Here is a 25,290-nt window from a genome sequence, read left to right on the forward strand (position 1 = left end):
TCAGGCCTGCGATGAACTTGATGAATCCGTTAGACGTATTGCGCGACTCCTTGCGTTTCACCCGACACAACCTGGGCGCCATCGTCCAGCTATGTTTGCCGCTGGTGATTCTCGAAGCCCTGCTGCAACAGGTGCTCAACCACATGGTCGGCCCGGACGCGTTCCCCGGTTACAGCGTGGTGGTGGGGTTGCTGGTCTACCCGCTGTACACCGGCGCGTTGATTCTGTTCCTGGATGCCCGCACCCGTGGCGAGTCGCCGCGCAACCAGGACGTATGGGCCATGGCCCTGACCCTGTGGCCGCGCTTCGCCCTGCTGACGGCCATGAGCACGCTGCTGATTCTGCTGGGGCTGTCGCTGTACTTCCTGCCGGGCCTGTGGCTGATGGTGGTGCTGGCGTTCGCCGAATACTTGCTGGTGCTGCGCGGCATGCCGGCGCTGGAGGCCATGAAGGAAAGCTTCCGCCTGACCCGTGGGCATTTCTGGCGAATCCTGGTGTGCCTGCTGTGCGTGATGACGCCGTTGTGGCTGCTCAAAGGCGCCAGCGTGGCAGCCTATCCAGAACCGGCGCCGCTGCTGGGCCTATTGATGGACAGCGCCCACAGCTTCCTTCAACTGTTTACCAGCGTGGTGCTGTTCCGTTTATTCATGTTGATCGGTGGCGATGCCGACGCGCGGTGATATGCTCCGCACCACTCTTGAAACGCTATAAGCCGAGCCGATGACCCGTTTATTGCGCATCACCCTGCTGGGCCTGCTGATCGTCGCGGGCCTGCTGACGGCCTTGATCTACAGCTTGACCTGGCGCCCCGAGGCCAAGGAAACCCTGCCGGTGAGCTGCGTCGCCCCGCGTGCGCCGACCTTGCTGCCGGGGCAGGCGCTCAAGGTCATGACCTGGAACGTGCAATACCTGGCCGGCAAGAACTACGTGTTCTGGTACGACACCGCCGACGGCAGCGGCCCCGATGATCGCCCCACGGTTGAAGACATGGCCGCCAGCCTCGACGAAGTGGCGCGGGTGATTCGCGACGAACAACCCGACATCCTGCTGCTGCAGGAACTCGACGAAAACGCCAAGCCTTCCCACTACCAAGACCAGCTCGCCCTTTTGCAGGAACGCCTGGTCGACCTCTACCCGTGCAGTGCCCAGACGTTCGACTGGAAAGCCGACTTTGTGCCAAACCTGCATATCTTCGGCAGTGTCGGCCGCAAATTGGCGACCCTCAGCCGCTACCAGATCGAACACGCCGAACGCCTGCAATTGCCGGCATCCGAGGCCAATATCCTCAGCCGCCAGTTCCAACCCAAGCCGGCCTTGCTGCTGACCTACCTGCCGCTCAGCGACGGCGGCCAACTGGCAGTGATCAACACGCGCCTGGACGGCGATGCCCCCGGACGCAGCGCGGTGCAGGAGCAAGTAAAAACCACGGTCAAACTGCTGGACAGACTCGAAGGCCGTGGCACACCCTGGCTGATCGGCGGGGATTTCAACCTGCTGCCCCTGGGTCAATTCCTGCGTTTGGACGCCGGTAAGCGCGGGCAATATTCGCCGGACAGCGAGCTGCATATGCTGTGGGACAAATACCCGATGATCCCCAGCAACAGCCAATCCAGCGGCATCGACCGTGAGAAATGGCTGACGCACTTCCCGAATGACCCGAGCGTGGACGGCCCAGATCGCACGTTGGATTACCTGTTCTACAGCCCACGGATCAAGCGGGTGGAAGCCAAGGTGCGCCAGGAAGACACGCTGCGCATCTCCAATCATTTGCCGGTGATCGCACGCTTCCTGCTGCCCGCCGCGCAATAACCCACACCACATAGATAGCTGTTGCGCCTACTTTCGCGGTTTGATCCGTGCCGTCGCCTCGGCCACCAACGGATCATCCGGCCAGTAATGTTTCGGATACCGCCCCTTCAAATCCTTCTTCACGTCGGCGTAGGTACTGCGCCAGAAGTTCGCCAGGTCCTGGGTCACCTGTACCGGCCGCCGCGCCGGGGACAGCAGGTGCAACTTCACCACCTGACGCCCGCCGGCAATGCGCGGGGTGTCCGCCAGCCCGAACAATTCCTGCAAACGCACTGCCAGAATCGGCGGGTGTTCGCTGTAGTCCAAGCGCACTGACGAACCCGACGGCACTTTCACATGCTGCGGAGCCAGTTCATCGAGGCGCTGTGGCAGCGGCCACGGCAGCAGGTTGTGCAGGTAGCTGGCGATATCCAGGTTGGCGAAATGACTCAGGCGCGAGACTTTGCCCAAGTACGGCATCAGCCAGTGTTCAAGGCTGGCGAGCAAGGCGCTGTCACTGATGTCGGGCCATTCGCTGGTTTTGCCGGCGTCGAGTTGGCGCAGCAGCATGACGCGAGCCTGCCATTGCCGTAGCTCAGGCGTCCACGGCAGCAGTTCAAGGCCTTTGCGGCGCACCAGGTTGACCAGCGCCTGGCTGCGCGCGGATTCGTCGAGGCCGGTCAGTGGTTCGCGGCTGAGCACCAGTTCGCCGACTTTGCGTTGGCGTTCGGCGCGCAGGACGCCTTCGCGCTCGTCCCAATCCAATTGGTCGACATTGCGCACTTGCTCGGCCAGCACCGTGTCGAACAGCGCCGGATCAAAATCCGCTGCCAGGTAGATGCGTTCTTCACGCTGGCCCTGGCGGCTGCCCAGGTCGGCGATCACCAGCCAGGGTTGCTTCATCAGGCTGTCGGCCTCGGCGAACAACGCGGCACGGCCATTGGCCAGACGGTATTCGGCGCCACCGGGACGGCGTTGCTGGGCGACGCGGTCCGGGTAGGCCAGGGCGAGCAAGGCGCCGAGCCAGCGCGGGTGATCGGGATCGACCACCGGTTGCGTGGCCTTGCCTCTCAGGTAGCCGCGATATTGCCGGGCCAGTTGCTTGGCGCGCTGTACGCCGCCTTGCGTGCCACGCGCACGTTCTTCGCCGGACAACAGCGCCAGGCGGCTGTGCAAATCCGCGCCGCCACCGCGCAAGATGTCGCGCTCACCCAGCAGGGCGGCAACATCACACGCCGTCGCCGCGAGCCCCAAGTCCTGCCCGCGCAAGAGTAAATGGGCAATACGTGGATGAGCAGGCAACTCGGCCATCTTCTGGCCGTGCGCGGTGAGTGTGCCTTCATTCATGGCGCCGAGGCGCATCAGCAAGTCCTGCGCCTGGGCATACGCAGCGGTCGGCGGTACATCCAGCCACACCAGTTGTGTAGGCGTCACACCCCAACGCGCCAACTGCAAGGCCAAACCCGCCAGGTCGGCGGCGAGGATCTCCGCGCTGCCGTAAGCAGCCAGGCCTTCATGCTGGTCCTCGGACCACAAGCGATAACACACACCAGGTTCCAGGCGCCCTGCCCGGCCAGCCCGTTGCGTGGCGCTGGCGCGGGAGATGCGCTGGGTGTCGAGGCGGGTCATGCCGCTGCCCGGGTCGAAGCGCGGCACGCGGGCCAAGCCGGCGTCGATCACCACGCGCACGCCATTGATGGTCAGGCTGGTCTCGGCGATGTTGGTCGCCAGCACGACCTTGCGTTTGCCAGCGGGCGCGGGATCGATAGCAGCGCGCTGGGCGTTCAAATCCAGTTCGCCATGCAGTGGGCACAGCAGCACATCGGTACGATCACCCAGGGCGTCGGCCAGTTGTTGATTGACCCGCCGAATCTCCGCCTGCCCCGGCAAGAACACCAGCACGCTGCCGGTTTCGTCATGCAGGGCTTCAAGGATGGTCTGCACCAGGCGCGGCTCGATAAATTCACCCGCCTGATACGGCCGCCCCCAACGCATCTGCACCGGGAACATGCGCCCTTCACTGCGCAGGATCGGCGCGTTGTCCAGTAGGCTGGCGAGGCGTTCGCCTTCGAGGGTGGCGGACATCAGCAGGATTTTCAGCGGCTGCTCATCGCGAAACAGGTCGCGGCCGTTCAGGCTCAGGGCCAACGCCAGGTCGGCGTCGAGACTGCGCTCGTGGAACTCGTCGAAAATCAGCAGGCCCACGCCGTCCAACGCCGGGTCGTCCTGCAGGCGGCGAGTGAGAATGCCTTCGGTGACCACTTCGATGCGCGTGTTGGGGCCGACTTTGCTGTCCAGCCGAATGCGATAACCGACGGTTTCACCGACTTTTTCACCCAGCTCGCTGGCCAAGCGCTCGGCAGCGGCGCGGGCGGCCAGGCGACGCGGTTCGAGCATCAGGATGGTTTGCCCGGCCAGCCATGGCTCATTCAACAAGGCCAAGGGCACGCGGGTGGTTTTACCGGCGCCGGGCGGCGCTTCCAGCACGGCTTCATGGCGATTCGCCAAGGCGTCACGCAGGGCGGGTAAAACATCATCAATCGGCAACGAATTCATACTGGCTCCAAAGCAGAGCGGCGAGTATAACGGCGAACTGCCGGATGCCGACGCTGGTCTCAAAGACACAACCCGATCCTAATGGGAACACGGTTGAATGTGGGAGCGGGCTTGCTCGCGAATGCGGTGGATCAGTCAGCAGATGTATTAACTGAAAGACCGCATTCGCGAGCAAGCCCGCTCCCACATTTGAACATCGTCGCCTGGTAGATCTGGCTTATAGTCACCTTTCAATCGTGTTCAGGAGATTTTTTATGCGTATCGCTTCCCGTGTCATTGGCGGTGTCCTCGCCGTCACCCTGCTGAGCCAACTGACGGCTTGCGGATCGATCTTCTACCCGGACCGCCGCGGCCAGATCGACGGCAAGATCGACCCGACGATTGCCGTGCTCGATGCCGTGGGCCTGCTGTTCTACGTAATCCCAGGCCTGATCGCCTTTGGTGTGGACTTCGCCACCGGCGCCATCTACTTCGAACCGGGCAAGACCGCCCAAGTCGCCCCGGAAAAACTCCACGAAGCCATCGGCGCCGACGGCAAGGTCGACAATGCCAAGCTGCAAAGCATCATTCAGAAAGAAACCGGCCGCACCCTGCCGCTGGACGACCCGCGCATGATCCAGTTCAAAGGCAGCGTGCAACAGCTCGCCAGCCTGGGCCTGCAATCCGCTGCGTAAGGAGTCGAGCCGTCTATGACCAGCAGTCCCGAACACGCCAGGCTCTTGCGCCTGGCCACCCGCGCTTCGGTGGGTGTGGCCTGTGCGTTGATTATCACCAAGGCCATAGCCTGGTGGTTCAGCGGCTCGGTGAGCATGCTCGCCGGGTTGACCGACTCGCTGCTGGACGGCGTGACCTCGCTGTTGAATTTGCTCGCGGTGCATTACGCGCTGCGCCCGGCCGATGACGATCACCGTTATGGGCATGGCAAGGCAGAATCGCTGGCGGGCATGGCGCAAGCGCTGTTTATCGGCGGCAGTGCGGTGCTGATCGCGTTCCAGGCCTACGAGCGGCTGCAGCACCCGGAACCGGTGGGCGCGCCATGGTTGAGCATTGGTGTGATCGTGTTTTCCCTGGCGTTGACCGTCGCCTTATTAATGCTGCAACACCGGGTGATCCGCGAAACCGGCTCCAACGCCGTGCGCGCGGATTCGCTGCACTACCGCTCAGACCTGATGCTCAATGGGAGCATCCTGGTGGCGCTGGTGCTGGCGGGTTTTGGCTACCATCAAGTGGACGCCTGGTTCGGCCTGGGCATCGCTGCCTACATCTTGTGGAGCGCAATCCAGATCGCTCGGGAAAGTTTTGCGGTGTTGATGGATGAAGAGCTGCCGCCGGACGTCAGCCAGCACATGTTGGAACTGGCCCGTGGCGTACCGGGGGTGTTGGGTGCACATGATCTGCGCACGCGGATTTCCGGCAGCCACTGGTTTGTGCAGTTGCACCTGGAGCTGCCGGGGGAGTTGACGCTGTCAGTCGCCCACGGGATCAGCGATCAGGCCGCCGATGCCATTCACAAGGCTTACCCGCGCGCCGAAGTGCTGGTGCACGCCGACCCGCGGGAAGTAGTCACGGGCAATAAAACCTAGTACTGCACCTGATAGCCGCGACTGCTCAGGCAGTTGCCCTGGGCCTGGCGGTAGGTTTGCACCACCGCCGGGTCGGGGGCGTAGGTCACTTGCTGCGGATCGAAACCGCTTTGCTGCACGGCCCAGCGATAACAGTCATAACCGTCCTGCTGCACCTGGGCCGGTGACTGGCCGTTGGTGGGATACGCCACCACGTCATAGCCATTGCCTTGCGGCGTGGGCTGCGGCGCCGGCACGGCAGTCGGCGGTTGCACCACCACATACTGCTGGGAGCTGCTTTCGTAGGTGTAATAAGAGCCCGCCGCAAGAAAGAACAGCGCACTGCCTATCCACACTTCACGTGCATAGTCGGGCAGGTAATGCACCCGGATACCGTACGGCGGCGTCACCACCACATAGCGCGGGCCTTGCGGGCGGTACCAGTAGCCACCGGAATAGAAGTAATCCTGACCACGGTAAGGCACGCGGTAGTTGCGGTCGGGGAAGCGGTCGATCACGTAGCCAGGGCGATGCTGCGGCCCTGGGCCCCAGCCGTTGCCATGGCCGTCGGGGCGACCGGGCCAGCGGTTATCGCCCGGACGTGAGCCTGGGCCGCCGGCCTCCCAGTGCTGGTTACCGTCATTGCGTCGAGGGATGTCGCGGTAGTAGCCCTGGCGCGGCTCCTGGGTCTGGCGCACGGTGTCCGGGCGACTCTGGATCGGCAGGTTATTCGAGGGCTGCGGCACCGGCCGCCCCTGCTCGTTACCCTGGGGACGCCCCTGCCATTGGCCGCTACCGTTCTGACCACCGCGATCAAAATGCTGATTCTGCGGGCGTGGCTGATTGTTTTCCGGCCGAGGCTGATTGTTCTGCGGACGCGGTGGGTTATTCTGCGGCCGCGGCTGTTCATTACCCCCAGGCCGTCCGCCCTCCGGCCCTCTTTCATGCTGACCACCGCCTTCACCGCGCGGCGCGTTATCACGCTCGTCGGCCACTGCCTGGGCGCCAACGGTGACCATCAGCAAACCAACACCTGCCAAACGCCAGATGCGCTTCATGCTATTCCTCACTGCGGATTAGGGCCTGTCCATGAGACTGGAAAAGCGAGGCCCGGTTCTTGGACAGGTTATCAGCAGGCAAAAGAAAAGGGGTGACCCGTCGGCCACCCCTTGAGAACTTCGTCCTGGCTCAACGCTTTTGGCGTTGGCTCACCTCACGCCGTCTTGTGGACAGTGTGCAGCCTGGAGGCCGGCTCAACCCTGCTGGGGTGGCGGCCGCAACGGGCCTGATTGGGCGCGCTGCTGTGGACTGTTGTCCAGGCGGTGATTCTGTTGATAAAGATACAGGCGAGCGCCCGACAGATGATTGCGAAGATTGCGTCAATAAACAGTGCTTGCGCAATTTTTAACCCTTCATAGATAATTCACCGCAATAGTTACGACAAAGGCCAACCCAATGAGCAAGCTTGACCGATACGACCTGAGTATTTTGGCGGAATTGCAGCGCGATGCGAGGATCTCCAACCAGGAGTTGGCCGAACGTATCGGCTTGTCGCCTTCGCCGTGCTCGCGCCGGGTCAAGCAGTTGGAAGACGACGGCTACATCGCCCGCCAGGTCGCTTTGCTCGACCGCAAGATGCTCGGCCTGAGCCTGACGGCCTATGTGCTGATCGGCATGGACCGCCACACCCCCGAGCGTTTCGAGAATTTCGAAGCGGCCATTCGCACATTGCCCCAAGTATTGGAATGCAGTTTGGTGACGGGGATGGATGCTGACTATCAGTTGAAGGTGGTGGTACCGGATATGGATCACTACCAGAAGTTGCTGCTGGGGCATCTGACGCGCATTGATGGGGTGACCAGCGTGCGGTCGAGCTTTGTGCTGAACCAGGTGCTCAACAGCACCGAACTGCCGCTGACCCACCTGCGTACCTGAGACCAATGAAGCTCCCACATTGACCGCGACCGACTCAGGTCAATGTTGCGTCTGTAACGCTGCCGTATACTTCCCGCCTGCCCTGCTGGAAAAGCCCTAATGAACAACATCGACCCCGTCCTGTTTGAAGAATGGATGATGACCGGCCTGGTCACCCTCCTGATCATTTTCATGGGCTTTATCGTCTGGGACCTGGCGAAGAAATCCAAGGCCGGGCGCTTTGGCTCGTTCATCCTGTTCTTCGTACTGGGCCTGGGCGTGGCCGCGTTCATCATCAAGAGCGTGGTCATCGGCCTGATCGAGTCCGGCGCCTTATAAGCGCGCCGGCACTTCCTTCCACTGGCCTTGATCCAGGCCTTCAATTGTCCAATCGCCAATTCGCACACGTACCAGCCGCAAGGTGGGCAACCCCACGGCGGCGGTCATGCGCCGCACCTGACGGTTGCGCCCTTCTCGAATCACCAACTCCAACCAATGGGTCGGCACGCTTTTACGAAAGCGCACCGGCGGGTTGCGCGGCCATAACTCGGGCTCGTCCAACTGCCGTGCTTCGGCGGGCAAGGTCTTGCCGTCGTTCAGCTCGACGCCGTCACGCAGCCGTTGCAGTTGTTCTTCGGTTGGCTCGCCTTCCACTTGTACCCAGTAGGTTTTCGCCAGTTTGTGCTTGGGGTCGGCAATCCGCGCCTGGAGTTGGCCATCGTTGGTCAGCAGCAACAGGCCTTCACTGTCACGGTCCAGGCGACCGGCCGGGTAGATGCCGGGAATGTCGATAAAGTCCTTGAGGGTCGCGCGCCCGCCTTCGTCGCTGAACTGGGTCAGCACGTCGAACGGTTTATTGAACAGGATCAACTTCGGCTCGGCCGGCGGTGCCTTGGCGACACGACGGGCTGCGGAATGCGGAGGCTTCACGCCGGAGCGGCGCGAATCGGGACGGGTGGGACGGGACATGGCAAAGGAACATCTAACGGTCAGGACCGACAATGCTAGTGGCCTGACCGTTAAATGACCATCCCAACCGCTTAGCGAAACGGCGGTTCGTCGAAGCTGCGCAGTTTGCGCGAGTGCAGCGAGTTGAGCTCGGTGCGCAGCAGGTCCACGGCTTCGATGCCGATCTTCAAGTGCTGGCTGACCGCGCGCTCATAGAACGCGTTGGCCGAACCCGGCAGTTTGATCTCGCTGTGCAGCGGCTTATCGGACACGCACAGCAAGGTGCCGTAAGGCACACGCAAGCGGTAGCCTTGCGCCGCGATGGTACCGCTTTCCATGTCCACGGCCACCGCGCGAGACAGGTTGATCAATGGGCGTTCCTGGGCCCAGCGCAGCTCCCAGTTACGGTCGTCATAGGTCAACACGGTGCCGGTGCGCAGGCGTTTTTTCAGCTCTTCGCCTTTTTCGCCGGTGACGTTGGCCGCCGCTTGCTGCAAGGCCATCTGCACTTCGGCCAGGGCCGGGATCGGAATATTCGGCGGCACTACGCGGTCGAGAATCCCGTCGCGGCGCATATAGGCGTGGGCCAGTACGTAATCGCCGATGGTCTGGGATTGGCGCAGGCCGCCGCAGTGGCCGATCATCAGCCAGCAATGCGGGCGCAGCACGGCCAAATGGTCGGTGATGTTCTTGGCGTTGGACGGGCCGACGCCGATGTTCACCAAGGTCACGCCGTGGCCGTCGCTGGCCTGCAAGTGATAGGCCGGCATTTGATAACGATGCCACACAACGCCTGCGGCAATCGCCGACGCTTCACCGTGGTCCATGCTCTTGTCGATAACCACGTTGCCCGGCAGCACCATCCGGATAAACCGTGGGTCGCTGCGCAGTTGCTCCAGGCCATGCACGATGAACTGGTCGACATAACGGTGGTAGTTGGTCAGCAGGATCCACGGTTGCACATGGCGCCAGTCGCTGCCGGTGTAATGCACCAGGCGGCGCAGGGAAAAGTCAACGCGGGCCGCATCGAACAGCGCCAGCGGCAGCGGGTCGGTATTTTCCCAGTCGTACAGGCCATCGGCGATGCCATCGGTGGCAGCCGACAGGTCAGTGCTGGGGAACACGCGGGCCAGGGTCGCGGCGGTCACGCCGGAGCCGGCCAGTTCGTCGCCCTGCTCCACCACGTACGGGTACGGGATGTTCTGCTGGCTGACGCCCACTTCCACCGTCACGGTGAAGTCGTGCATCAGCGGCACCAGTTGCTCCAGGAGGTACTTACGGAAGGCCGCAGGATGGGTGACGGTAACACTGTAGGTCCCCGGCAACTGGACCTTGGCGTACGCCCGAGTGGTCTGTGGGACTTCGCCGTGGCAGTGGTAGGTCAGGCGCAGTTCCGGGTAACGAAACAGCGCACGTTGTTCGGCATCGGGTTCGACGCGGTCTTTGAGGTACTGCTTGAGGGCTTGATTGAGCGCGCCGGTAGCGCGCTCATGCAGGGCCGCCAGACGATCCACGGCTTCTTCAGCGGTTTGAACGACAACAAAAGCTTCGGTCACGGTAAGCATCCTGTGTTCTGACTTGCAGGCCTTTATCTTGCCTGTATCCCAGGCTCACTGAAACACCGGAATTGGAATGGGATCAATAATGTGGGAGCGGGCTTGCTCGCGAATGCGGCGGGTCAGCTACTGAATAGGTGACTGATACACCGCATTCGCGAGCAAGCCCGCTCCCACATTTTGACCGTGTCTAGTCAGAGGGGTTAGGTGTTGAGCGGGCAACAATCGCTTCCACGTCCACACCACGCGGCAAAGTCCCGTAGACCCGACCGGACGACGCACCCAACCGGCTGGCAATAAACCCATCACTCACCGCCGCATTCCCCGCCTCCAGCAACAATTTGGCCTGCAACGCCACGGCGATATCCTCGGTCAACTGCCGCGCACGGTACTGGATATCCTGAGTGTCCATAAACGCTGACTTCAGCTGTTCAATATGTCGCGCCAATGGCTTATCCCCGTGCCCGTCCCCGAGTTCGACAAACAACGCCTCCAGCACACCCGGTTCTTTTGACAACGCGCGCAGCACGTCCAGGCACTGCACATTGCCGGAACCTTCCCACGTCGAATTCACCGGGGCCTCACGGTACAGGCGCGGCAGGATGCTGTCCTCCACATACCCGGCGCCGCCCATGCACTCGGCGGCTTCGTTGATCATGGCCGGGGCGCGCTTGCAGATCCAATACTTGCCCACCGCCGTCACCAGCCGGGCGAACTTGGCTTCCTGCTCATCACCCAGGTTATCCAGGGCCTTGCCCATGCGCATGCTCAGGGCCAACGCGGATTCACTTTCCAGTGCCAGGTCAGCCAGCACGTTTTGCATCAGCGGTTGCTCGCTGAGTACACGGCCGCCCACCGAGCGATTGGCACAATGATGGCTGGCCTGGGTCAGCGCCTGGCGCATCAGGGCGCTGGAGCCGACCATGCAATCGAAGCGGGTCATGGCGACCATCTCGATGATGGTCGGCACGCCGCGTCCCTCCTCGCCGATCATCCAGGCCAGGGCGCCACGGAACTCCACTTCGCTGGAGGCGTTGGAGCAGTTGCCGAGTTTGTTTTTCAGGCGCTGGATGTAGAACTCGTTGCGCGTGCCATCCGGGCGATGTCGAGGCAGTAGGAAGCAGGACAGGCCCTTGTCGGTTTGCGCCAGCGTAAGGAAGGCATCACACATCGGCGCCGAACAGAACCATTTGTGGCCCACCAGTTCATAGGCTTGCCCCGGGCCGCCCGCGCCGACCGGGTAAGCGCGGGTGGTATTGGCGCGCACGTCGGTGCCGCCCTGTTTCTCGGTCATGGCCATGCCAATGGTGGCCCCGGCCTTGTGGGCGATGCCGACATTGCGTGGGTCGTATTGAGTGCTGAGAATTTTCGGCAGCCAAAGGTCAGCCAATTCTGGCTGCATACGCAGCGCCGGCACACAGGCGAAGGTCATGGTCAGCGGGCAGCCGGTACCGGCTTCGGCCTGGCTGTGCAGGTAGGTCATGGCAGCGCGGGCCACATGGGCACCGGACTGCGGGTGCGCCCAAGGCAGCGACGGCAGGCCGTGCTCGACGGCGGTGCGCATCAGTTCGTGATAAGCCGGGTGAAATTCCACCAGGTCGATGCGATGACCATAGCGGTCATGGCTGTTGAATACCGGTTTGTTCTGATTGGCCAGGAACCCGGCTTCCATCAGCGGCCCACCGGCTAGCGCGCCGTAGGCATCGATGCGCGCCTGCGCCCAGCCAGCGCCACAGCGGCGTGACCATTCTTGCAGTGGCAAGTCGATGCGATACAGGTTAGTGCCGTCCAGGGACGGCGGTTGGTTGGTGACGTCGTGGGTCTCGGCAAACTGATGCAGGTTCATGACGGGCCTCCTGGAAAAGGCCACGTTCAGTTGGGGCCTGAATTTCAGTTAAGCACCGTCATCCGCCTTAAAAAAGGGGCATACCCGTCGAAAGCCCGGCGCTTTCGCCCTCGACCGGACACAACAACCGACGCTCCAGCACCGCTTGCAATGCCTCGAAACGCACCGGCTTGACCAGCCGATCGGAGATACCGATGCCATGGCAATGCTCGCGCTCAGACACATTCAGCGACGCACTCAAGGCGATCACCGGCAATTCACCGCAGCCAGGCAGTGCACGAATCTGACAGCACAAAGAGAAACCACCTTCGGGAAGGTCCAACAGTACCGCGTCGAAATCCCCGGCCTGCAAAGCCGCCAACGCGTTCGGGCCGCTGTCCACGCTTTTCACCCGGTAGCCCAGCTTAAGCAGCATGCCGCGCACCACTAATTGGCCGACGCTGTTGTCATCCACCAGCAGCACCGCGCACTCCTGAGGCGCGCGTTGCCGGCCTGGCATTGGTTTGAACTCAGGCGGCACTGGGCTGACCTCCACCTCCAGCTGGAAGCGGCTGCCTTTGCTCGGTTCGGAATGATGAGTGAGGCGCCCGCCCAGCAGCTCGATCAGTTGCCGACAGATCGCCAAGCCGATACCCATGCCGCCATATTCACGGGTGGTGGAGCCATCGAGCTGGAAGAACCGCTGGTACAGCGTGGCCTCATCTAGGAAGGCAAAGCCGATGCCGGTGTCGGTGACGATAAAGCTCAGGCGCAAAGCGCCCTCACTGTGCGGCACGCCGACCACACGCAGGCGGACCGAGCCTTCGTGGGTGAATTTGAAGGCGTTGTCCAGCAGGCAATCCAGGCACTGCAGCAGTTTGTCGGCGTCGCCCACCACGCGGTCCGGCAGCTCATCCGCCACGTCGATGGAAAACGCCAGGCCTTTGCTCTGGGCGCTGGCGTTGAACTGCTGGCGCAAGGTCTCGAGCGTCCCGCGCAGGCTGAACACCTGCGGCTGGGCACTCAGGCGCCCGGCCTGCAATTCAGTCAGGGTGAGGATGCCGTTGACCATGCGCATCATGTCCCGCGCCGAACCGGCGGCCGTTTGCTGGTACTGCGCCAGGTCAGCGTCCAACGGCACGGTTTGCATCAGTTCAAGGGAGCCGATCACGCCGTTCATGGGCGTGCGCAGTTCGTGAGTGAGGGTAGCGAGGAACTCATCCTTGAGTCGGTTACTGCGGGCCAATTGCTGGTTGAGCACTTCGAGCTTCTGGCTGGCATCGAACAGGATCTGCGCCTGTTGCTCACGCATGGAGTTGATACGGTCGGCCAGGGCCAGGGACAACAACGCCACTTCAATCGCCGAGCCGATCTGGCTGGCGTACATGGTCAGGAACACATTGGGCAGGTAGCCCAGCACCATCAGCGTATTCACCACCCCGCCCAGCAGGAACGCCGACCAGGCGATGATGAAATAGCGCGCCACTCGCTGGCCGCAATACCAGGCCTTGATGGCGGCAACAAAGATGGTCACGGTAAATACCAGCGCCAGACCAGTGGCCAGGCGCAGCGCCAGGGCGTAGCTGGTCATCAACGACAGCAGCATCACCACTGCGCCGCAGGCCACCAGCGCCAGCAGCAGGCGGTTGATCCAGCGACTGTGCTGGGCGGTGTGCAAGAAGCTGCGCGCAAACAGGCTGCCGAAGAGCGCCGCCGAGCCAATCAGGAACGGCGTCGCCGCATTCGCCCACCAAGGGTTGTTTGGCCAGAAATACTCCACCGCCGCGCCGTTGACCGACAGTTGGTACATGCCGAACGAAGCAATATAGAAGATGTAATAGAGGTAGCTGGTGTCGCGCACGCTGAGGTAGATGAACAGGTTGTAGACCAGCATCCCCAACAACACGCCATAGATCAGGCCTAACACATACAAGCGCAGCGGCTGTTGTTCCAGGTAGGCGGTGCTGGACCAGAGCGTCAATGGCGCCTGGATCGAGCCCTCGCTTTGCAGGCGCAGGTAGACAGTTTTCGCCTGCCCAGGGGTGAAGTCGACGTTGAACAGGTAATTGTTCTGGCGAATTTCACGGGAAGAATAGGGCAGCGCGTCCCCCGTGCGCCCGGCCAGGCGATAGGTGCCGGTGCTGTCGGGCAAATACAGCTCAAGATGGTCGAGCGGCGGGTACGCCAGCTCCAGCAACCAGGTGCGTTGCGCTTCGGGATGGGTGGGCAGGTAATGCAGATTGACCTTGAGCCAGAATACCGAGCGTGAGTAGCCGGCGTTGAGTGTGTCTTTATCGTGGGGCTTGAATAGCGTGGCGGCGGAAGGCGCGCTCACATCAGCAATGGTCAGGGCATCGGTCGGGTCTTCGAGCACTTGCATGGCCCGGCCCAGCGGCAGGCTTCGCGTGTCTTGGTTGAACTCGACGGCGTTGGCGAGCAGCGGCAGCCCGCACAACAGTAAAATCAGCAAATAGCGCATAGTGCCCCAGCGTGGCCTGTCCGGTTATGTCAAAAAGCCCCCCATCCTTTTGAGAAGACGTACACCGGCAATACAGTTAGTCGTTTGGATCCACTCTAGCATAGCCGCTAAAGGCCATTGGACACCATTGAAATAAAATTTTGAAAGGCTCTAGAACAAGGCTTTTAGCGCGTTTCACCGCAAGTAGCGGATACTAGCAAACAGCCATAACCGCTGATGATTGCGTACAAAATTCAGCCATCGCCAGACGGCCCCGGCAAAAGCGTTTGGTGGTAAGCTCGCGCACCATGAATATCTACAGCTCTCGCCCCGTTGTCCTCTGTCTCTCCGGCCATGATCCCAGTGGTGGCGCCGGCTTGCAGGCAGATATCGAAGCCCTGCTCGCCCAGGGCTGCCATGCGGCCCCGGCCGTCACCGCCCTGACCGTGCAAAACACCGTCAATGTCAGCGATTTCCGCGTGCTCGACCGCGAGTGGGTGCTGGCCCAGGCCAATGCCGTGCTCGGCGATTCCGAGGTGGCAGCGGTCAAGCTGGGCATGCTTGGTTCCACTGCGATGGTCGACACCGTGGTCGAACTGCTGCAGGCGCACCCGCACCTGCCGGTAGTGTGCGACCCGGTGCTGCGCGCCGGTGGCGGTGGCAGCCTGGGCAAGGACGAGGTCGGTTACGCGATGCGCGAGCGGCTGCTGCCGTTGTCGCTGATCGCCACGCCAAACTTGCCCGAAGCGCGCATCCTTGCAGAATTGCCTGAAGGCACGGCGGACGAATGCGCCGAGAAGCTGCTGCCGTACATCAAGCACCTGCTGATCACTGGCGGCCATGGCGATGAGCACGAAGTGCACAACCGTCTCTATAGCCGTGACGGCACGCGCCAGACCTTTACCTGCCAGCGCCTGCCCGGCAGTTACCATGGTTCGGGCTGCACGCTGGCCAGTGCATTGGCCGGCCGGATCGCCCAGGGCGAAGGCTTGGTCAGCGCCGTGCAATCGGCCCTCAACTACACTTGGCGCACCCTGCGTGACGCCGAACAACTCGGCCAGGGCCAGTTTGTACCGCGCCGGTTGCCGCTGGATTTCTGCTCTTAACACCAAGGGGCATGCCCGATGAAACTACGTGGCCTTTACGCCATTACCGACAGCCAACTGTTGGCCGGCAAATTCCTCGCCTACGTCGAAGCGGCGTTGGACGGTGGCGTGACCCTGCTGCAGTACCGCGACAAAAGCAGCGACGAAGCCCGGCGCCTGCGTGAAGCGGAAAAGCTGCGGGAGCTGTGCTCGCGCTACAAGACCCAACTGATCATCAACGATGACGCTGAATTGGCCGCGCGCCTCGGCGTCGGCGTGCACCTGGGCCAGACCGACGGCCCACTGACCCCGGCCCGTGCGCTGCTCGGCTCCAAGGCCATCATCGGCTCGACCTGTCACAGCCAGATCGAACTGGCCGAGCAGGCCGCCAAGGAAGGCGCCAGCTACGTCGCCTTCGGCCGCTTCTTCAACTCCAACACCAAGCCCGGCGCGCCGGCGGCCACCGTCGAGATGCTGGCCCAGGCGCGCGCACGCTTGCACGTGCCAATCTGCGTGATCGGCGGTATCACCCTGGAGAACGCCGAACCGCTGGTGGCCCACGGGGCCGACCTGCTGGCGGTGGTGCACGGCCTGTTTGGCGCCGACAGCACCCAGGAAGTCACGCGTCGCGCCCGCGCGTTCAACGCCCTTCTTAAGATTTGATTTCAGAGAGCCCAACCATGTCCCGTTCCGAAACGCTGTTTGCCAATGCCCAGAAACATATCCCCGGCGGTGTGAACTCCCCCGTGCGTGCGTTCAAAAGCGTGGGCGGCACGCCGTTGTTCTTCAAGCATGCCGAAGGCGCCTACGTCACCGACGAAGATGACAAGCGCTACGTTGACTACGTCGGCTCCTGGGGCCCGATGATCCTCGGCCACAGCCACCCGGACGTACTGGACGCGGTGCGCAAGCAACTGGAACACGGCCTGTCCTACGGCGCACCGACCGCCATGGAAACCGAGATGGCCGATCTGGTGTGCGCCATCGTGCCGTCGATGGAAATGGTGCGCATGGTCAGCTCCGGCACCGAAGCCACCATGAGCGCGATCCGCCTGGCCCGTGGTTTCACCGGCCGCGACAGCATCATCAAGTTCGAAGGCTGCTACCACGGCCACTCCGACAGCCTGCTGGTGAAAGCCGGTTCCGGCCTCCTGACCCAAGGCGTGCCAAGCTCGGCCGGCGTACCGGCAGCCTTTGCCAAACACACCCTGACCCTGCCGTTCAACGACATCGCCGCCGTCGAGCAGATGCTCAATGAAGTGGGCCAGGACGTGGCCTGCATCATCGTCGAACCGGTGGCCGGCAACATGAACTGCGTACCGCCTGCGCCAGGCTTCCTTGAAGGCCTGCGCGAGCAGTGCGACAAGCACGGCGTGGTGCTGATTTTCGACGAAGTGATGACCGGTTTCCGTGTGGCCCTTGGTGGCGCGCAGGCGCACTACGGCGTAACGCCAGACCTGAGCACCTTCGGCAAGATCATCGGTGGCGGCATGCCAGTAGGCTGCTTTGGCGGCAAGCGCGAAATCATGCAGCACATCGCGCCGCTGGGCCCGGTGTATCAGGCAGGCACCTTGTCAGGTAACCCACTGGCCATGGCCGCCGGCCTGACCACCTTGCGCCTGATCAGCCGCCCGGGTTTCCACGCCGAGCTGACCGACTACACCACCCGCCTGCTCGACGGCCTGCAACAACGCGCCGACGCCGCCGGTGTCCCGTTTGTTACAACGCAAGCGGGCGGCATGTTCGGCCTGTACTTCAGCGGCGCCGACGATATCGTCACGTTTGATGACGTGATGGGCAGCGACGCAGATCTGTTCAAGCGCTTCTTCCACCTGATGCTGGAAGGCGGCGTGTACCTGGCGCCGAGCGCGTTCGAAGCCGGCTTCACCTCGATCGCCCATGGCGAAGCCGAACTGAAGCTGACCCTCGACGCCGCTGAACGCGCCTTCGCCGCACTGAAATAATTGGCCGTAAAAATCAGGCAACGCACAAACGGTGTCTGATTTGCTACTTTGCTTACAGAGATTTCCGAGTTTTTTCGAGAAATCACCTGCAATCCGGCAGATAACTTGCCCAACCAGCAGAAAAACGAGTAAAGACTTTGTAAGCAGAGGCCTGCTTATTTCATAATGCGCGCTTATTGGATCCCCCGAGGGTCCGCGTGCCCCGTCAGAGGTAAGTCGATTCCCATGAAACGCACCGGCCGCACCCTGGTTCTGGGCTGCCTGTTGCTCCTTCAGCCGCTGCTGGCACATGCACAAGCAGGCGGCAACTCGTTGTTAATCCCAGCGATGGGTCGTTGCACCCTCAATACCCAGCCAGACAGCCAGGCCGAAGCGCTGAGCGCGTGCCAGAAACAGGCCGAGGACGGGGATGCACAGGCGCAATACGAGTTGGGTGAGTACTTCCACGACAGCAAAAACCCCGCCCGCGACCTCAACAAGGCCTTGAGCTACTTCGAGAAAGCCTCGTTGCAGGGCCACGCCCAGGCGCAGTTCCAACTGGGCAACATGTTCTTCAAAGGCGAAGGTGTGCCGGCCAATAACGTCCAGGCGTATATCGTGCTGAAAATGGCGGCGGTCAACGGTGCGGAAGATGCGCTGGATACGGCCGACGAAGTCGCCGAGCACATGCAGCGTGATGAATTGGAAGTGGCGACCCAGGTGCTGGGGCAGATTTTCCGCAATTACCTGCAGGAATTGCAGAGCGCGGATGGGCGTTCGCCCTTTTCACCCCTGCCCTGAATTCATCTAAACCCTTCTATCGCTATCGCAGGCAAGCCAGCGATGGGCGCGACGCGGTCTGAAGACTTATTTCTCAGGCATCGGCATCGGAAACGGCATGACATTGCTCACGCCCCGTGCTTCGCTGATTTTCGGCGTGCCCAGGCGCTCGACTTCATCGATGCGCACAATCGAATGCATCGGCACAAAACTGCGCACCACGCCTTCGAACTGAGCCTTGAGCTTTTCTTCGCCCGGGTCGACGACCAACTGGGTGCGCTCGCCAAAGACGAACTCTTCCACCTCCAGGAAACCCCACAGATCGCTCTGATAGATCTGCTTGGCGTACATTTCGAACACCTGGCCCTGGTTGAGGAAAATCACCTTATAGATTGGAGCTTCACGTTTGGTCATGGTGGGCGAACAACACATCGGGGATATAAAAGAGGGCGCGAACTATAGCATGGCACCCGATGCACAACGCTAGGAACCAATGGGCATGCCCCCTATAATGCGCGGTTCTTTACCACCAGTTGACGATTACCATGGCCAAGAAGCTTTATATCGAAACCCACGGTTGCCAGATGAACGAGTACGACAGCTCGCGCATGGTCGACCTGCTGGGCGAACACCAGGCCCTGGAAGTCACCGCCCGCGCCGAAGATGCCGACGTGATCCTGCTTAATACCTGCTCGATCCGCGAACGGGCCCAGGACCGTGTGTACTCACAACTGGGCCGCTGGCGTGAATTGAAACTGGCCAACCCGGACATGGTGATCGCCGTCGGCGGTTGCGTGGCCAGCCAGGAAGGCGCCGCGATCCGCGACCGCGCGCCCTATGTCGACGTGGTCTTCGGCCCACAGACCCTGCACCGCCTGCCGGAAATGATCGACGCGGCGCGCATCACCAAGCTGCCGCAGGTCGACGTATCCTTCCCGGAGATCGAAAAATTCGACCATTTGCCCGAGCCCCGTATCGATGGGCCAAGCGCCTACGTGTCGGTGATGGAAGGCTGCAGCAAGTACTGTACGTTCTGCGTAGTGCCCTACACCCGCGGTGAAGAAGTCAGCCGGCCGTTTGACGATGTCATGTCGGAAATCATCCACCTGGCCGAAAACGGCGTGCGCGAAGTGACGCTGCTGGGCCAGAACGTCAACGGCTATCGCGGCCTGACCCACGACGGCCGCCTGGCCGACCTGGCGGAGTTGATCCGCGTGGTCGCCGCCGTGGACGGTATCGAGCGTATTCGCTACACCACCTCGCACCCGCTGGAGTTTTCCGACAGCCTGATCCAGGCTCACGCCGAGGTGCCGGAGCTGGTCAAACACCTGCACCTGCCGGTGCAATCGGGCTCGGACCGCATCCTGTCGGCGATGAAGCGCAACCATACGGCGCTGGAATACAAATCCAAACTGCGCAAATTGCGCGCGGCGGTGCCGGGTATCTGCATCAGCTCGGACTTTATCGTCGGCTTCCCCGGTGAAACCGAGAAAGACTTCGAGCAGACCATGAAGCTGATCGAGGACGTCGGTTTCGACTTCTCCTACTCGTTCGTCTATAGCCAGCGCCCCGGCACCCCGGCGGCCGACTTGTTGGACGAAACCCCGGAAGCGCTGAAAAAAGAGCGCTTGAACACGCTGCAACACCGCTTGAACCAACAGGGTTTCGAGATCAGCCGACAAATGGTCGGTTCGACCCAGCGGATCCTGGTCACCGACTACTCGAAAAAAGACCCGGGTGAGCTGCAAGGGCGTACTGAGAACAACCGAATCGTAAATTTCCGTTGCGACAATCCGACCTTGATCGGCCAGTTTGCCGAGGTGCACATTGATGCGGCGCAGCCCCATTCGTTGCGTGGTTCTTTGATCAACTGACAATCCCAGGATAAATGAAGATCAAATGTGGGAGCTGGCTTGCCTGCGATAGCGATGTAACAGGCGACATCTCTTTTGAATGTGCAGGCCCCATCGCAGGCAAGCCAGCTCCCACAGTAGTTATTTGTAGTTCTTGAGAGTGAGACCAGTCCATTTAAGTGCTTTCGCACACAGGCGGCTGGCGTTATTCTCTATTTCACCTCAACAGCCAAAGGGCGGCTAAAAGCGACCTTGAACGCACCCATAGCAGAACCCCATCGTTTTCTCCTCGAGCCCTTTGAGGCTCGCCGTTTCGCCAACCTGTGCGGACAGTTCGACGAGCACCTGCGCCTGATCGAACAACGCCTGGGCATCGAGATCCGCAACCGCGGCAATCAGTTCGAGCTCATTGGCGAGGCCCACTACACCAAGTCTGCAGAAAACCTGCTGCGTCGGCTCTACCGCGAAACCAAGGGTAGCGAGCTGTCGCCGGAAACCGTGCACCTGTATTTGCAGGAATCGGCTGTGGAAGATTTGGCCAACAACCCCGTGGCCGAAGCCAGCGTGGCCCTGCGTACCAAAAAAGGCATGATTCGCCCAAAGGGCCTGAATCAGCAGAAGTACGTCAAGGCAATCCTCGGTAACGACATCAACTTCGGCATCGGCCCTGCGGGTACCGGCAAGACCTACCTGGCCGTGGCCTGCGCGGTCGACGCACTGGAGCGCGAGCAAGTGCGCCGCATCCTGCTGGTGCGCCCGGCGGTCGAGGCTGGCGAGAAGCTCGGTTTCCTGCCCGGCGACCTGGCGCAGAAGATCGACCCGTACCTGCGCCCGCTCTACGACGCGCTTTACGAGATGCTCGGCTTTGAATACGTGGCCAAGCTGATCGAACGCCAAGTGATTGAGATCGCCCCGCTGGCCTACATGCGCGGCCGCACCTTGAGCAACAGCTTCATCATCCTCGACGAAAGCCAGAACACCACGGTCGAGCAAATGAAGATGTTCCTGACCCGCATCGGGTTCGGTTCCACGGCCATTATCACCGGCGACATTACCCAGGTTGACCTGCCCAAGGGCACCAAGTCGGGCCTGAGCCATGTGATTGAAGTGCTCAAAGACGTGCCGGGCATCAGTTTCACGCATTTCTCGCCCAAGGACGTAGTGCGCCACCCGCTGGTGCAGCGCATTGTCGAAGCCTACGAGCGCTTCGAACACCGTGACGATGGTTTGTCCAAGGACACTCGCCGCGATGCTTGAGCTAGACCTGCAGCTGGCTACCGAAGCGCCCGCGCCCAGCGAAGAACAGTTCCGCCAATGGTGTGCGCTGGCCCTGCGCCAGCGCACCGCTGATTCGGAACTGACCATTCGCCTGGTCGACGAGCCCGAAGGCCGCGAACTGAACCACACCTGGCGCCAGAAGGATTACGCGACCAACGTACTGTCCTTCCCCGCCGACGTACCTGATGAACTGCTGGATATCCCGTTACTGGGCGACCTGGTCATCTGTGTCGAGGTGGTGGAGCGCGAGGCCAAGGAACAAGGCAAGGAACTTGAAGCCCATTGGGCCCATCTAGTCATCCACGGCTGCTTGCATCTCTTGGGTTACGACCATATAGACGATGACGAAGCCTGCGAGATGGAAACACTGGAACAAACGTTGCTTGCAGAACTGGGTCATCCAGACCCGTATGCAGACGACGAAGTTTAAAAACACTCAATTGTCACACTAAAGGATTCAGAGTAATCGCTATGAGCGAAGACCGATCGAGCAACGGGCAGAAGTCATGGCTGGGTAAAATTACCCAGGCTTTTGCCCACGAGCCGAAAAACCGCCAGGAGCTGCTTGAGCTGCTGCGCGAGGCCCATCAGAACAAGTTGCTGGACAGCGAAGCGCTGGCTATCGTCGAGGGCGCCATTCAGGTGGCTGACCTGCAAGTACGCGACATCATGGTCCCGCGCTCGCAGATGATCAGCATCAAGGCAACCCAGACCCCACGGGAATTCCTCCCGGCCGTGATCGACTCGGCGCACTCGCGCTACCCGGTGATCGGTGAAAGCCATGACGACGTCATGGGTGTCCTGCTGGCCAAGGACCTGCTGCCGTTGATCCTCAAGGAGAACGGTGACAGCTTCAACATCAAGGACCTGCTGCGTCCGGCCACCTTTGTGCCTGAATCCAAGCGCCTGAACGTGCTGCTGCGGGAATTCCGCGCCAACCATAATCACATGGCCATTGTGATCGACGAATACGGCGGCGTCGCTGGCCTGGTCACCATTGAAGACGTGCTGGAACAGATCGTCGGCGACATCGAAGACGAACACGACGTTGAAGAAGACAGCTACATCAAGCCGCTGCCCAGCGGTGATTTCCTGATCAAGGCGCTGACGCCGATCGAGAATTTCAACGAGTTCTTCGACAGCGAATTCTCCGACGATGAGTTCGACACCGTGGGTGGCCTGGTGATGAGTGCGTTCGGGCATCTGCCAAAACGTAACGAAACCACCGAGATCGGCGCTTATCGCTTCCGTATCCTGAATGCGGACAGCCGTCGTATCCACCTGATCCGCCTGACACCTATTGCCCGCTAAGGACTGACATGCGCCGTTTGATCGCACCCGGCTGGCCCGGTAATTTGCTGGCCGTGGTGGCCGGCGCCATCACCACCCTGGCGCTGGCGCCGTTCGATCTGTGGCCATTTGCACTGGTAGCGGTCGGGTTGTTCTATGTAGGGCTGCGGGATCTGAGCCCCCGCCAGGCGCTTGGCCGTGGCTGGTGCTTCGGCTTTGGCCTGTTTGGCGCTGGCACCAGTTGGATTTACTACAGCATCCACCATTTCGGCGGCGCTTCGGTGTTGCTGGCTGGCTTCTTGATGCTGCTGTTTACCGCGGCCATCGCCTGGTTCTTCGCCCTGCCCGCCTGGCTGTGGGCGCGCTGGTTGCGCCGCAATGAAGCGCCGTTGGCGGATGCGCTCACGTTCGCGGCGTTGTGGGTCGGCCAGGAAGCATTTCGCGGCTGGTTCCTCACCGGTTTCCCGTGGTTGTACTCCGGTTACAGCCAACTCGACGGCCCCCTGACTGGCTTGGCACCCGTGGGCGGCATGTGGCTGATTTCCTTTGCCCTGGCACTGACGGCAGCCCTGCTGTGCAACCTGCCGCGCCTGCTGGCCGGCAAGCGCAATGCCTTTATCGACGCTAGCTTGGTGCTGCTGGTAGCGCCGTGGGTGATCGGCCTGGCCCTCAAGCATCACGCCTGGACCAGCCCGTCTGGGGCGCCACTGAGCGTCGCAGCCATTCAGGGCAATGTCGAACAAAGCATGAAGTGGGACCCGGGGCAGCTCAATGCGCAGCTCGCGCTGTACCGCGACATGAGTTTGAGCTCAAAGCGTGTGGACCTGCTGGTATGGCCGGAGACAGCGGTGCCGGTGCTCAAGGAGTCTGTCGAAGGCTACCTGGGCATGATGGGCAAGTTCGCCGCCGACCGGCACACTGCGCTGATTACCGGTGTACCGATCCGCCAGGAAGTGCACCACCAGAAGCGCTACTTCAACGGCATCACCGTGGTGGGCGAAGGTGACGGCACCTACCTCAAGCAGAAGCTCGTGCCGTTTGGCGAATACGTCCCGCTGCAGGACATGCTGCGCGGCCTGATCGCCTTCTTTGACCTGCCGATGTCGGACTTCGCCCGTGGCCCTGCCGATCAGGCGATGCTACAGGCCAAGGGCTATCAGATTGCGCCCTTCATTTGCTACGAAGTGGTGTACCCGGAGTTCGCCGCCGGCCTCTCGGCTCAGAGTGATCTGCTGCTGACCATCAGCAACGACACCTGGTTCGGTCGCTCCATCGGCCCTTTGCAACACCTGCAAATGGCGCAGATGCGTGCGCTTGAAGCCGGCCGCTGGATGATCCGTGCCACCAACAATGGCGTGACCGGCCTGATCAACCCGTATGGGCAGATCACCGTGCAGATCCCGCAATTCGAGCGCGGCATTCTCTACGGTGAAGTAGTGCCGATGCACAACCTCACGCCGTACCTGCAATGGCGCTCGTGGCCGTTGATTATTGTGTGCCTTGGGCTGTTTGGCTGGGCGCTGCTGGCCGGTCGCATGTCCAAAACCGTCTAACAGACAAACGTAAAGCAGTGTGGGAGCTGGCTTGCCAGCTCCCATGATTGACCTGCGGTGTGGCGAGTTACCGATAAAACAACCGGTAACCTACCTGCCCCACCGCTTCATTGATCAACTGCCCGCTCTGCCACACCGACTTGAACTCCGGCATCCAACCACCCAGCGGCCTGGCATTGTCTACGCCCAGGAACCCCACTGGCGCAGGCACTACCGTGAAGCCAGCCTTCTCAAAACTCCACACCGCACGCGGCATGTGCCAGGCCTGAGTTACAACCACTACGCGCTTGACGCCCTCGGGTAGCAGAATCTCAGCACTCATCTGCGCATTTTCCCACGTAGTGCGGCTGTGCTCTTCCTTCCAGCGCACCGTCACACCGAAGTCATCCCTCATCGACACCGACATCAACTCTGCCTCGCTGGGCGGGGTGCCATAATGCAGGCCGCCAGCGGTCAACACCGGCAACCCGGAGGCCTTGGCCAATCGTGCGGCATACCGCTGACGCTCCAGGCCGATACCGGTTGGCTGGTCGGCGCCCCAGGCCGGGTCGCCGCGCTCGCGCCCTGAACCCAACACCACAATAGCGTCGGCGCGCTGAGCCAGTGTCGACCAGTCTTCCCGCGCCAGCGGCGGCTCGGTTTCCAGAGCCCGTGCGCCCCACTCCACCATCACCGGCAGGCTGATCAGCCACATGCCGCCAAAACCCAGGGCAAAGCAGCAACCCGCCAAGCGTGGCCGGCTGCGACGAAACCACCAGGCAAGCGCCAGCAGCAGCAAGAGAATGCCGGGCGGCAGGAGCAATTGTTTAATGAAATAACGAATAGGCATCGGGCATCTCCATAGATGCCCGAAGCCTAAGGTGTAACGGGGTTTAGCGACAATCCTTACAGTGCAGCGCGA

Annotated in this window: 23 protein-coding genes; 15 read left to right on the forward strand and 8 right to left on the reverse strand. The window is 61.6% G+C overall.

Annotated elements, in window-relative coordinates; all coding sequences use genetic code 11:
* The first annotated feature begins 20 nt into the window (after window positions 1-20).
* Together BFP95_RS00485 and BFP95_RS00490 are read left to right on the forward strand one after the other, a co-directional pair.
* Window positions 21-680 carry a YciC family protein gene (locus BFP95_RS00485; protein WP_065891202.1) on the forward strand — a complete coding sequence of 220 codons (660 nt, stop codon included), beginning with the start codon at window positions 21-23 and terminating at the stop codon, window positions 678-680.
* A 40-nt stretch (window positions 681-720) separates the two neighbouring features.
* On the forward strand, window positions 721-1,809 hold the full coding sequence (locus tag BFP95_RS00490) for an endonuclease/exonuclease/phosphatase family protein (protein ID WP_065908923.1): 1,089 nt from the start codon (window positions 721-723) through the stop codon (window positions 1,807-1,809).
* Window positions 1,810-1,836: 27 nt separating this feature from the next.
* On the opposite strand, the gene hrpB is transcribed toward BFP95_RS00490, so the two are convergent.
* Window positions 1,837-4,344, reverse strand: coding sequence for an ATP-dependent helicase HrpB (gene hrpB, locus BFP95_RS00495; protein WP_065880400.1), 2,508 nt, complete (start codon window positions 4,342-4,344; stop codon window positions 1,837-1,839).
* Window positions 4,345-4,598: 254 nt separating this feature from the next.
* Here hrpB and BFP95_RS00500 point away from each other — a divergent pair, with 254 nt between their 5' ends.
* Window positions 4,599-5,018, forward strand: coding sequence for a polyribonucleotide nucleotidyltransferase (locus tag BFP95_RS00500; RefSeq protein WP_065908926.1), 420 nt, complete (start codon window positions 4,599-4,601; stop codon window positions 5,016-5,018).
* A 15-nt stretch (window positions 5,019-5,033) separates the two neighbouring features.
* Complete coding sequence (locus tag BFP95_RS00505) at window positions 5,034-5,927, forward strand: cation diffusion facilitator family transporter (RefSeq protein WP_065873660.1); 894 nt, start codon at window positions 5,034-5,036, stop codon at window positions 5,925-5,927.
* Here BFP95_RS00505 and BFP95_RS00510 read toward each other — a convergent pair.
* Entirely contained in the window at window positions 5,924-6,964 is a 1,041-nt protein-coding gene (locus tag BFP95_RS00510) for a DUF6515 family protein (protein WP_065873661.1), read from the reverse strand. The two genes, BFP95_RS00505 and BFP95_RS00510, sit on opposite strands and share 4 nt — an antisense overlap.
* 397 nt (window positions 6,965-7,361) lie before the next feature.
* On the opposite strand from BFP95_RS00510, the gene BFP95_RS00515 reads away from it, so the two are divergent.
* Window positions 7,362-7,841, forward strand: coding sequence for an Lrp/AsnC family transcriptional regulator (locus BFP95_RS00515; RefSeq protein ID WP_017735654.1), 480 nt, complete (start codon window positions 7,362-7,364; stop codon window positions 7,839-7,841).
* A gap of 108 nt (window positions 7,842-7,949) precedes the next feature.
* The gene (locus tag BFP95_RS00520) at window positions 7,950-8,159 is read left to right on the forward strand and encodes a DUF2788 domain-containing protein (RefSeq protein ID WP_065891203.1); all 210 of its coding nucleotides are present in this window, start codon (window positions 7,950-7,952) and stop codon (window positions 8,157-8,159) included.
* Here BFP95_RS00520 and BFP95_RS00525 read toward each other — a convergent pair.
* From BFP95_RS00525 to BFP95_RS00540, 4 genes are all read right to left on the reverse strand, one after another.
* Window positions 8,154-8,789, reverse strand: coding sequence for a pseudouridine synthase (locus BFP95_RS00525; RefSeq protein ID WP_065891163.1), 636 nt, complete (start codon window positions 8,787-8,789; stop codon window positions 8,154-8,156). The genes BFP95_RS00520 and BFP95_RS00525 overlap by 6 nt on opposite strands.
* 71 nt (window positions 8,790-8,860) lie before the next feature.
* On the reverse strand, window positions 8,861-10,333 hold the full coding sequence (amn, locus tag BFP95_RS00530) for an AMP nucleosidase (RefSeq protein WP_175403026.1): 1,473 nt from the start codon (window positions 10,331-10,333) through the stop codon (window positions 8,861-8,863).
* 181 nt (window positions 10,334-10,514) lie between these two features.
* On the reverse strand, window positions 10,515-12,170 hold the full coding sequence (locus BFP95_RS00535) for an acyl-CoA dehydrogenase family protein (RefSeq protein WP_065891165.1): 1,656 nt from the start codon (window positions 12,168-12,170) through the stop codon (window positions 10,515-10,517).
* Between the two features lie 67 nt (window positions 12,171-12,237).
* A complete protein-coding gene (locus BFP95_RS00540) occupies window positions 12,238-14,628 on the reverse strand; it encodes a hybrid sensor histidine kinase/response regulator (protein ID WP_065908935.1) in 2,391 nt (796 codons plus the stop codon).
* Between the two features lie 287 nt (window positions 14,629-14,915).
* On the opposite strand from BFP95_RS00540, the gene BFP95_RS00545 reads away from it, so the two are divergent.
* The 4 genes from BFP95_RS00545 (at window position 14,916) to BFP95_RS00560 (ending at window position 18,436) form a co-directional block, all read left to right on the forward strand.
* The gene (locus BFP95_RS00545; protein ID WP_049711392.1) at window positions 14,916-15,713 is read left to right on the forward strand and encodes a hydroxymethylpyrimidine/phosphomethylpyrimidine kinase; all 798 of its coding nucleotides are present in this window, start codon (window positions 14,916-14,918) and stop codon (window positions 15,711-15,713) included.
* Between the two features lie 18 nt (window positions 15,714-15,731).
* Window positions 15,732-16,355, forward strand: a complete 624-nt coding sequence (gene thiE, locus BFP95_RS00550) for a thiamine phosphate synthase (protein ID WP_065873666.1) — start codon at window positions 15,732-15,734, stop codon at window positions 16,353-16,355.
* A gap of 17 nt (window positions 16,356-16,372) precedes the next feature.
* Complete coding sequence (hemL, locus tag BFP95_RS00555) at window positions 16,373-17,656, forward strand: glutamate-1-semialdehyde 2,1-aminomutase (RefSeq protein WP_065908938.1); 1,284 nt, start codon at window positions 16,373-16,375, stop codon at window positions 17,654-17,656.
* A 225-nt stretch (window positions 17,657-17,881) separates the two neighbouring features.
* Window positions 17,882-18,436, forward strand: coding sequence for a tetratricopeptide repeat protein (locus BFP95_RS00560; protein ID WP_049711389.1), 555 nt, complete (start codon window positions 17,882-17,884; stop codon window positions 18,434-18,436).
* 66 nt (window positions 18,437-18,502) lie between these two features.
* Here BFP95_RS00560 and BFP95_RS00565 read toward each other — a convergent pair whose 3' ends face one another.
* The gene (locus BFP95_RS00565; RefSeq protein WP_003236992.1) at window positions 18,503-18,829 is read right to left on the reverse strand and encodes a DUF1820 family protein; all 327 of its coding nucleotides are present in this window, start codon (window positions 18,827-18,829) and stop codon (window positions 18,503-18,505) included.
* Between the two features lie 131 nt (window positions 18,830-18,960).
* Here BFP95_RS00565 and miaB point away from each other — a divergent pair, with 131 nt between their 5' ends.
* The 5 genes from miaB (at window position 18,961) to lnt (ending at window position 24,389) form a co-directional block, all read left to right on the forward strand.
* Window positions 18,961-20,289: a tRNA (N6-isopentenyl adenosine(37)-C2)-methylthiotransferase MiaB gene (gene miaB, locus BFP95_RS00570; protein ID WP_065908942.1), complete on the forward strand. Its 1,329-nt coding sequence runs from the start codon at window positions 18,961-18,963 to the stop codon at window positions 20,287-20,289.
* Between the two features lie 231 nt (window positions 20,290-20,520).
* Window positions 20,521-21,525 (forward strand): PhoH family protein, encoded by a 1,005-nt coding sequence (locus BFP95_RS00575; RefSeq protein WP_065873668.1) that lies wholly within the window; start codon window positions 20,521-20,523, stop codon window positions 21,523-21,525.
* The gene (gene ybeY, locus BFP95_RS00580; RefSeq protein ID WP_065873669.1) at window positions 21,518-21,976 is read left to right on the forward strand and encodes an rRNA maturation RNase YbeY; all 459 of its coding nucleotides are present in this window, start codon (window positions 21,518-21,520) and stop codon (window positions 21,974-21,976) included. Before BFP95_RS00575 ends, ybeY begins: the two co-directional genes overlap by 8 nt.
* A 41-nt stretch (window positions 21,977-22,017) precedes the next feature.
* Window positions 22,018-22,857 (forward strand): HlyC/CorC family transporter, encoded by an 840-nt coding sequence (locus BFP95_RS00585; protein WP_065873670.1) that lies wholly within the window; start codon window positions 22,018-22,020, stop codon window positions 22,855-22,857.
* Between the two features lie 8 nt (window positions 22,858-22,865).
* Complete coding sequence (gene lnt / locus BFP95_RS00590) at window positions 22,866-24,389, forward strand: apolipoprotein N-acyltransferase (RefSeq protein ID WP_065908945.1); 1,524 nt, start codon at window positions 22,866-22,868, stop codon at window positions 24,387-24,389.
* A 67-nt stretch (window positions 24,390-24,456) separates the two neighbouring features.
* Here lnt and BFP95_RS00595 read toward each other — a convergent pair whose 3' ends face one another.
* Window positions 24,457-25,218 carry a YdcF family protein gene (locus BFP95_RS00595; protein ID WP_065880409.1) on the reverse strand — a complete coding sequence of 254 codons (762 nt, stop codon included), beginning with the start codon at window positions 25,216-25,218 and terminating at the stop codon, window positions 24,457-24,459.
* Between the last annotated feature and the right edge of the window lie 72 nt (window positions 25,219-25,290).

Source organism: Pseudomonas sp. 58 R 12, assembly GCF_900005865.1.
GTDB lineage: Bacteria > Pseudomonadota > Gammaproteobacteria > Pseudomonadales > Pseudomonadaceae > Aquipseudomonas > Aquipseudomonas tritici.

What these genes read in the sequence shown, in the direction of transcription:
- BFP95_RS00485 (WP_065891202.1), top strand. Translation starts at nt 21, where the DNA reads ATGAATCCGTTAGACGTATTGCGCGACTCCTTGCGTTTCACCCGACAC.
- hrpB (WP_065880400.1), bottom strand. Translation starts at nt 4,344, where the DNA reads ATGAATTCGTTGCCGATTGATGATGTTTTACCCGCCCTGCGTGACGCC.
- BFP95_RS00500 (WP_065908926.1), top strand. Translation starts at nt 4,599, where the DNA reads ATGCGTATCGCTTCCCGTGTCATTGGCGGTGTCCTCGCCGTCACCCTG.
- BFP95_RS00515 (WP_017735654.1), top strand. Translation starts at nt 7,362, where the DNA reads ATGAGCAAGCTTGACCGATACGACCTGAGTATTTTGGCGGAATTGCAG.
- BFP95_RS00540 (WP_065908935.1), bottom strand. Translation starts at nt 14,628, where the DNA reads ATGCGCTATTTGCTGATTTTACTGTTGTGCGGGCTGCCGCTGCTCGCC.
- BFP95_RS00545 (WP_049711392.1), top strand. Translation starts at nt 14,916, where the DNA reads ATGAATATCTACAGCTCTCGCCCCGTTGTCCTCTGTCTCTCCGGCCAT.
- BFP95_RS00595 (WP_065880409.1), bottom strand. Translation starts at nt 25,218, where the DNA reads ATGCCTATTCGTTATTTCATTAAACAATTGCTCCTGCCGCCCGGCATT.
- BFP95_RS00505 (WP_065873660.1), top strand. Translation starts at nt 5,034, where the DNA reads ATGACCAGCAGTCCCGAACACGCCAGGCTCTTGCGCCTGGCCACCCGC.
- thiE (WP_065873666.1), top strand. Translation starts at nt 15,732, where the DNA reads ATGAAACTACGTGGCCTTTACGCCATTACCGACAGCCAACTGTTGGCC.
- miaB (WP_065908942.1), top strand. Translation starts at nt 18,961, where the DNA reads ATGGCCAAGAAGCTTTATATCGAAACCCACGGTTGCCAGATGAACGAG.
- lnt (WP_065908945.1), top strand. Translation starts at nt 22,866, where the DNA reads ATGCGCCGTTTGATCGCACCCGGCTGGCCCGGTAATTTGCTGGCCGTG.
- hemL (WP_065908938.1), top strand. Translation starts at nt 16,373, where the DNA reads ATGTCCCGTTCCGAAACGCTGTTTGCCAATGCCCAGAAACATATCCCC.
- BFP95_RS00510 (WP_065873661.1), bottom strand. Translation starts at nt 6,964, where the DNA reads ATGAAGCGCATCTGGCGTTTGGCAGGTGTTGGTTTGCTGATGGTCACC.
- BFP95_RS00535 (WP_065891165.1), bottom strand. Translation starts at nt 12,170, where the DNA reads ATGAACCTGCATCAGTTTGCCGAGACCCACGACGTCACCAACCAACCG.
- BFP95_RS00525 (WP_065891163.1), bottom strand. Translation starts at nt 8,789, where the DNA reads ATGTCCCGTCCCACCCGTCCCGATTCGCGCCGCTCCGGCGTGAAGCCT.
- BFP95_RS00560 (WP_049711389.1), top strand. Translation starts at nt 17,882, where the DNA reads ATGAAACGCACCGGCCGCACCCTGGTTCTGGGCTGCCTGTTGCTCCTT.
- amn (WP_175403026.1), bottom strand. Translation starts at nt 10,333, where the DNA reads ATGCTTACCGTGACCGAAGCTTTTGTTGTCGTTCAAACCGCTGAAGAA.
- BFP95_RS00565 (WP_003236992.1), bottom strand. Translation starts at nt 18,829, where the DNA reads ATGACCAAACGTGAAGCTCCAATCTATAAGGTGATTTTCCTCAACCAG.
- ybeY (WP_065873669.1), top strand. Translation starts at nt 21,518, where the DNA reads ATGCTTGAGCTAGACCTGCAGCTGGCTACCGAAGCGCCCGCGCCCAGC.
- BFP95_RS00490 (WP_065908923.1), top strand. Translation starts at nt 721, where the DNA reads ATGACCCGTTTATTGCGCATCACCCTGCTGGGCCTGCTGATCGTCGCG.
- BFP95_RS00585 (WP_065873670.1), top strand. Translation starts at nt 22,018, where the DNA reads ATGAGCGAAGACCGATCGAGCAACGGGCAGAAGTCATGGCTGGGTAAA.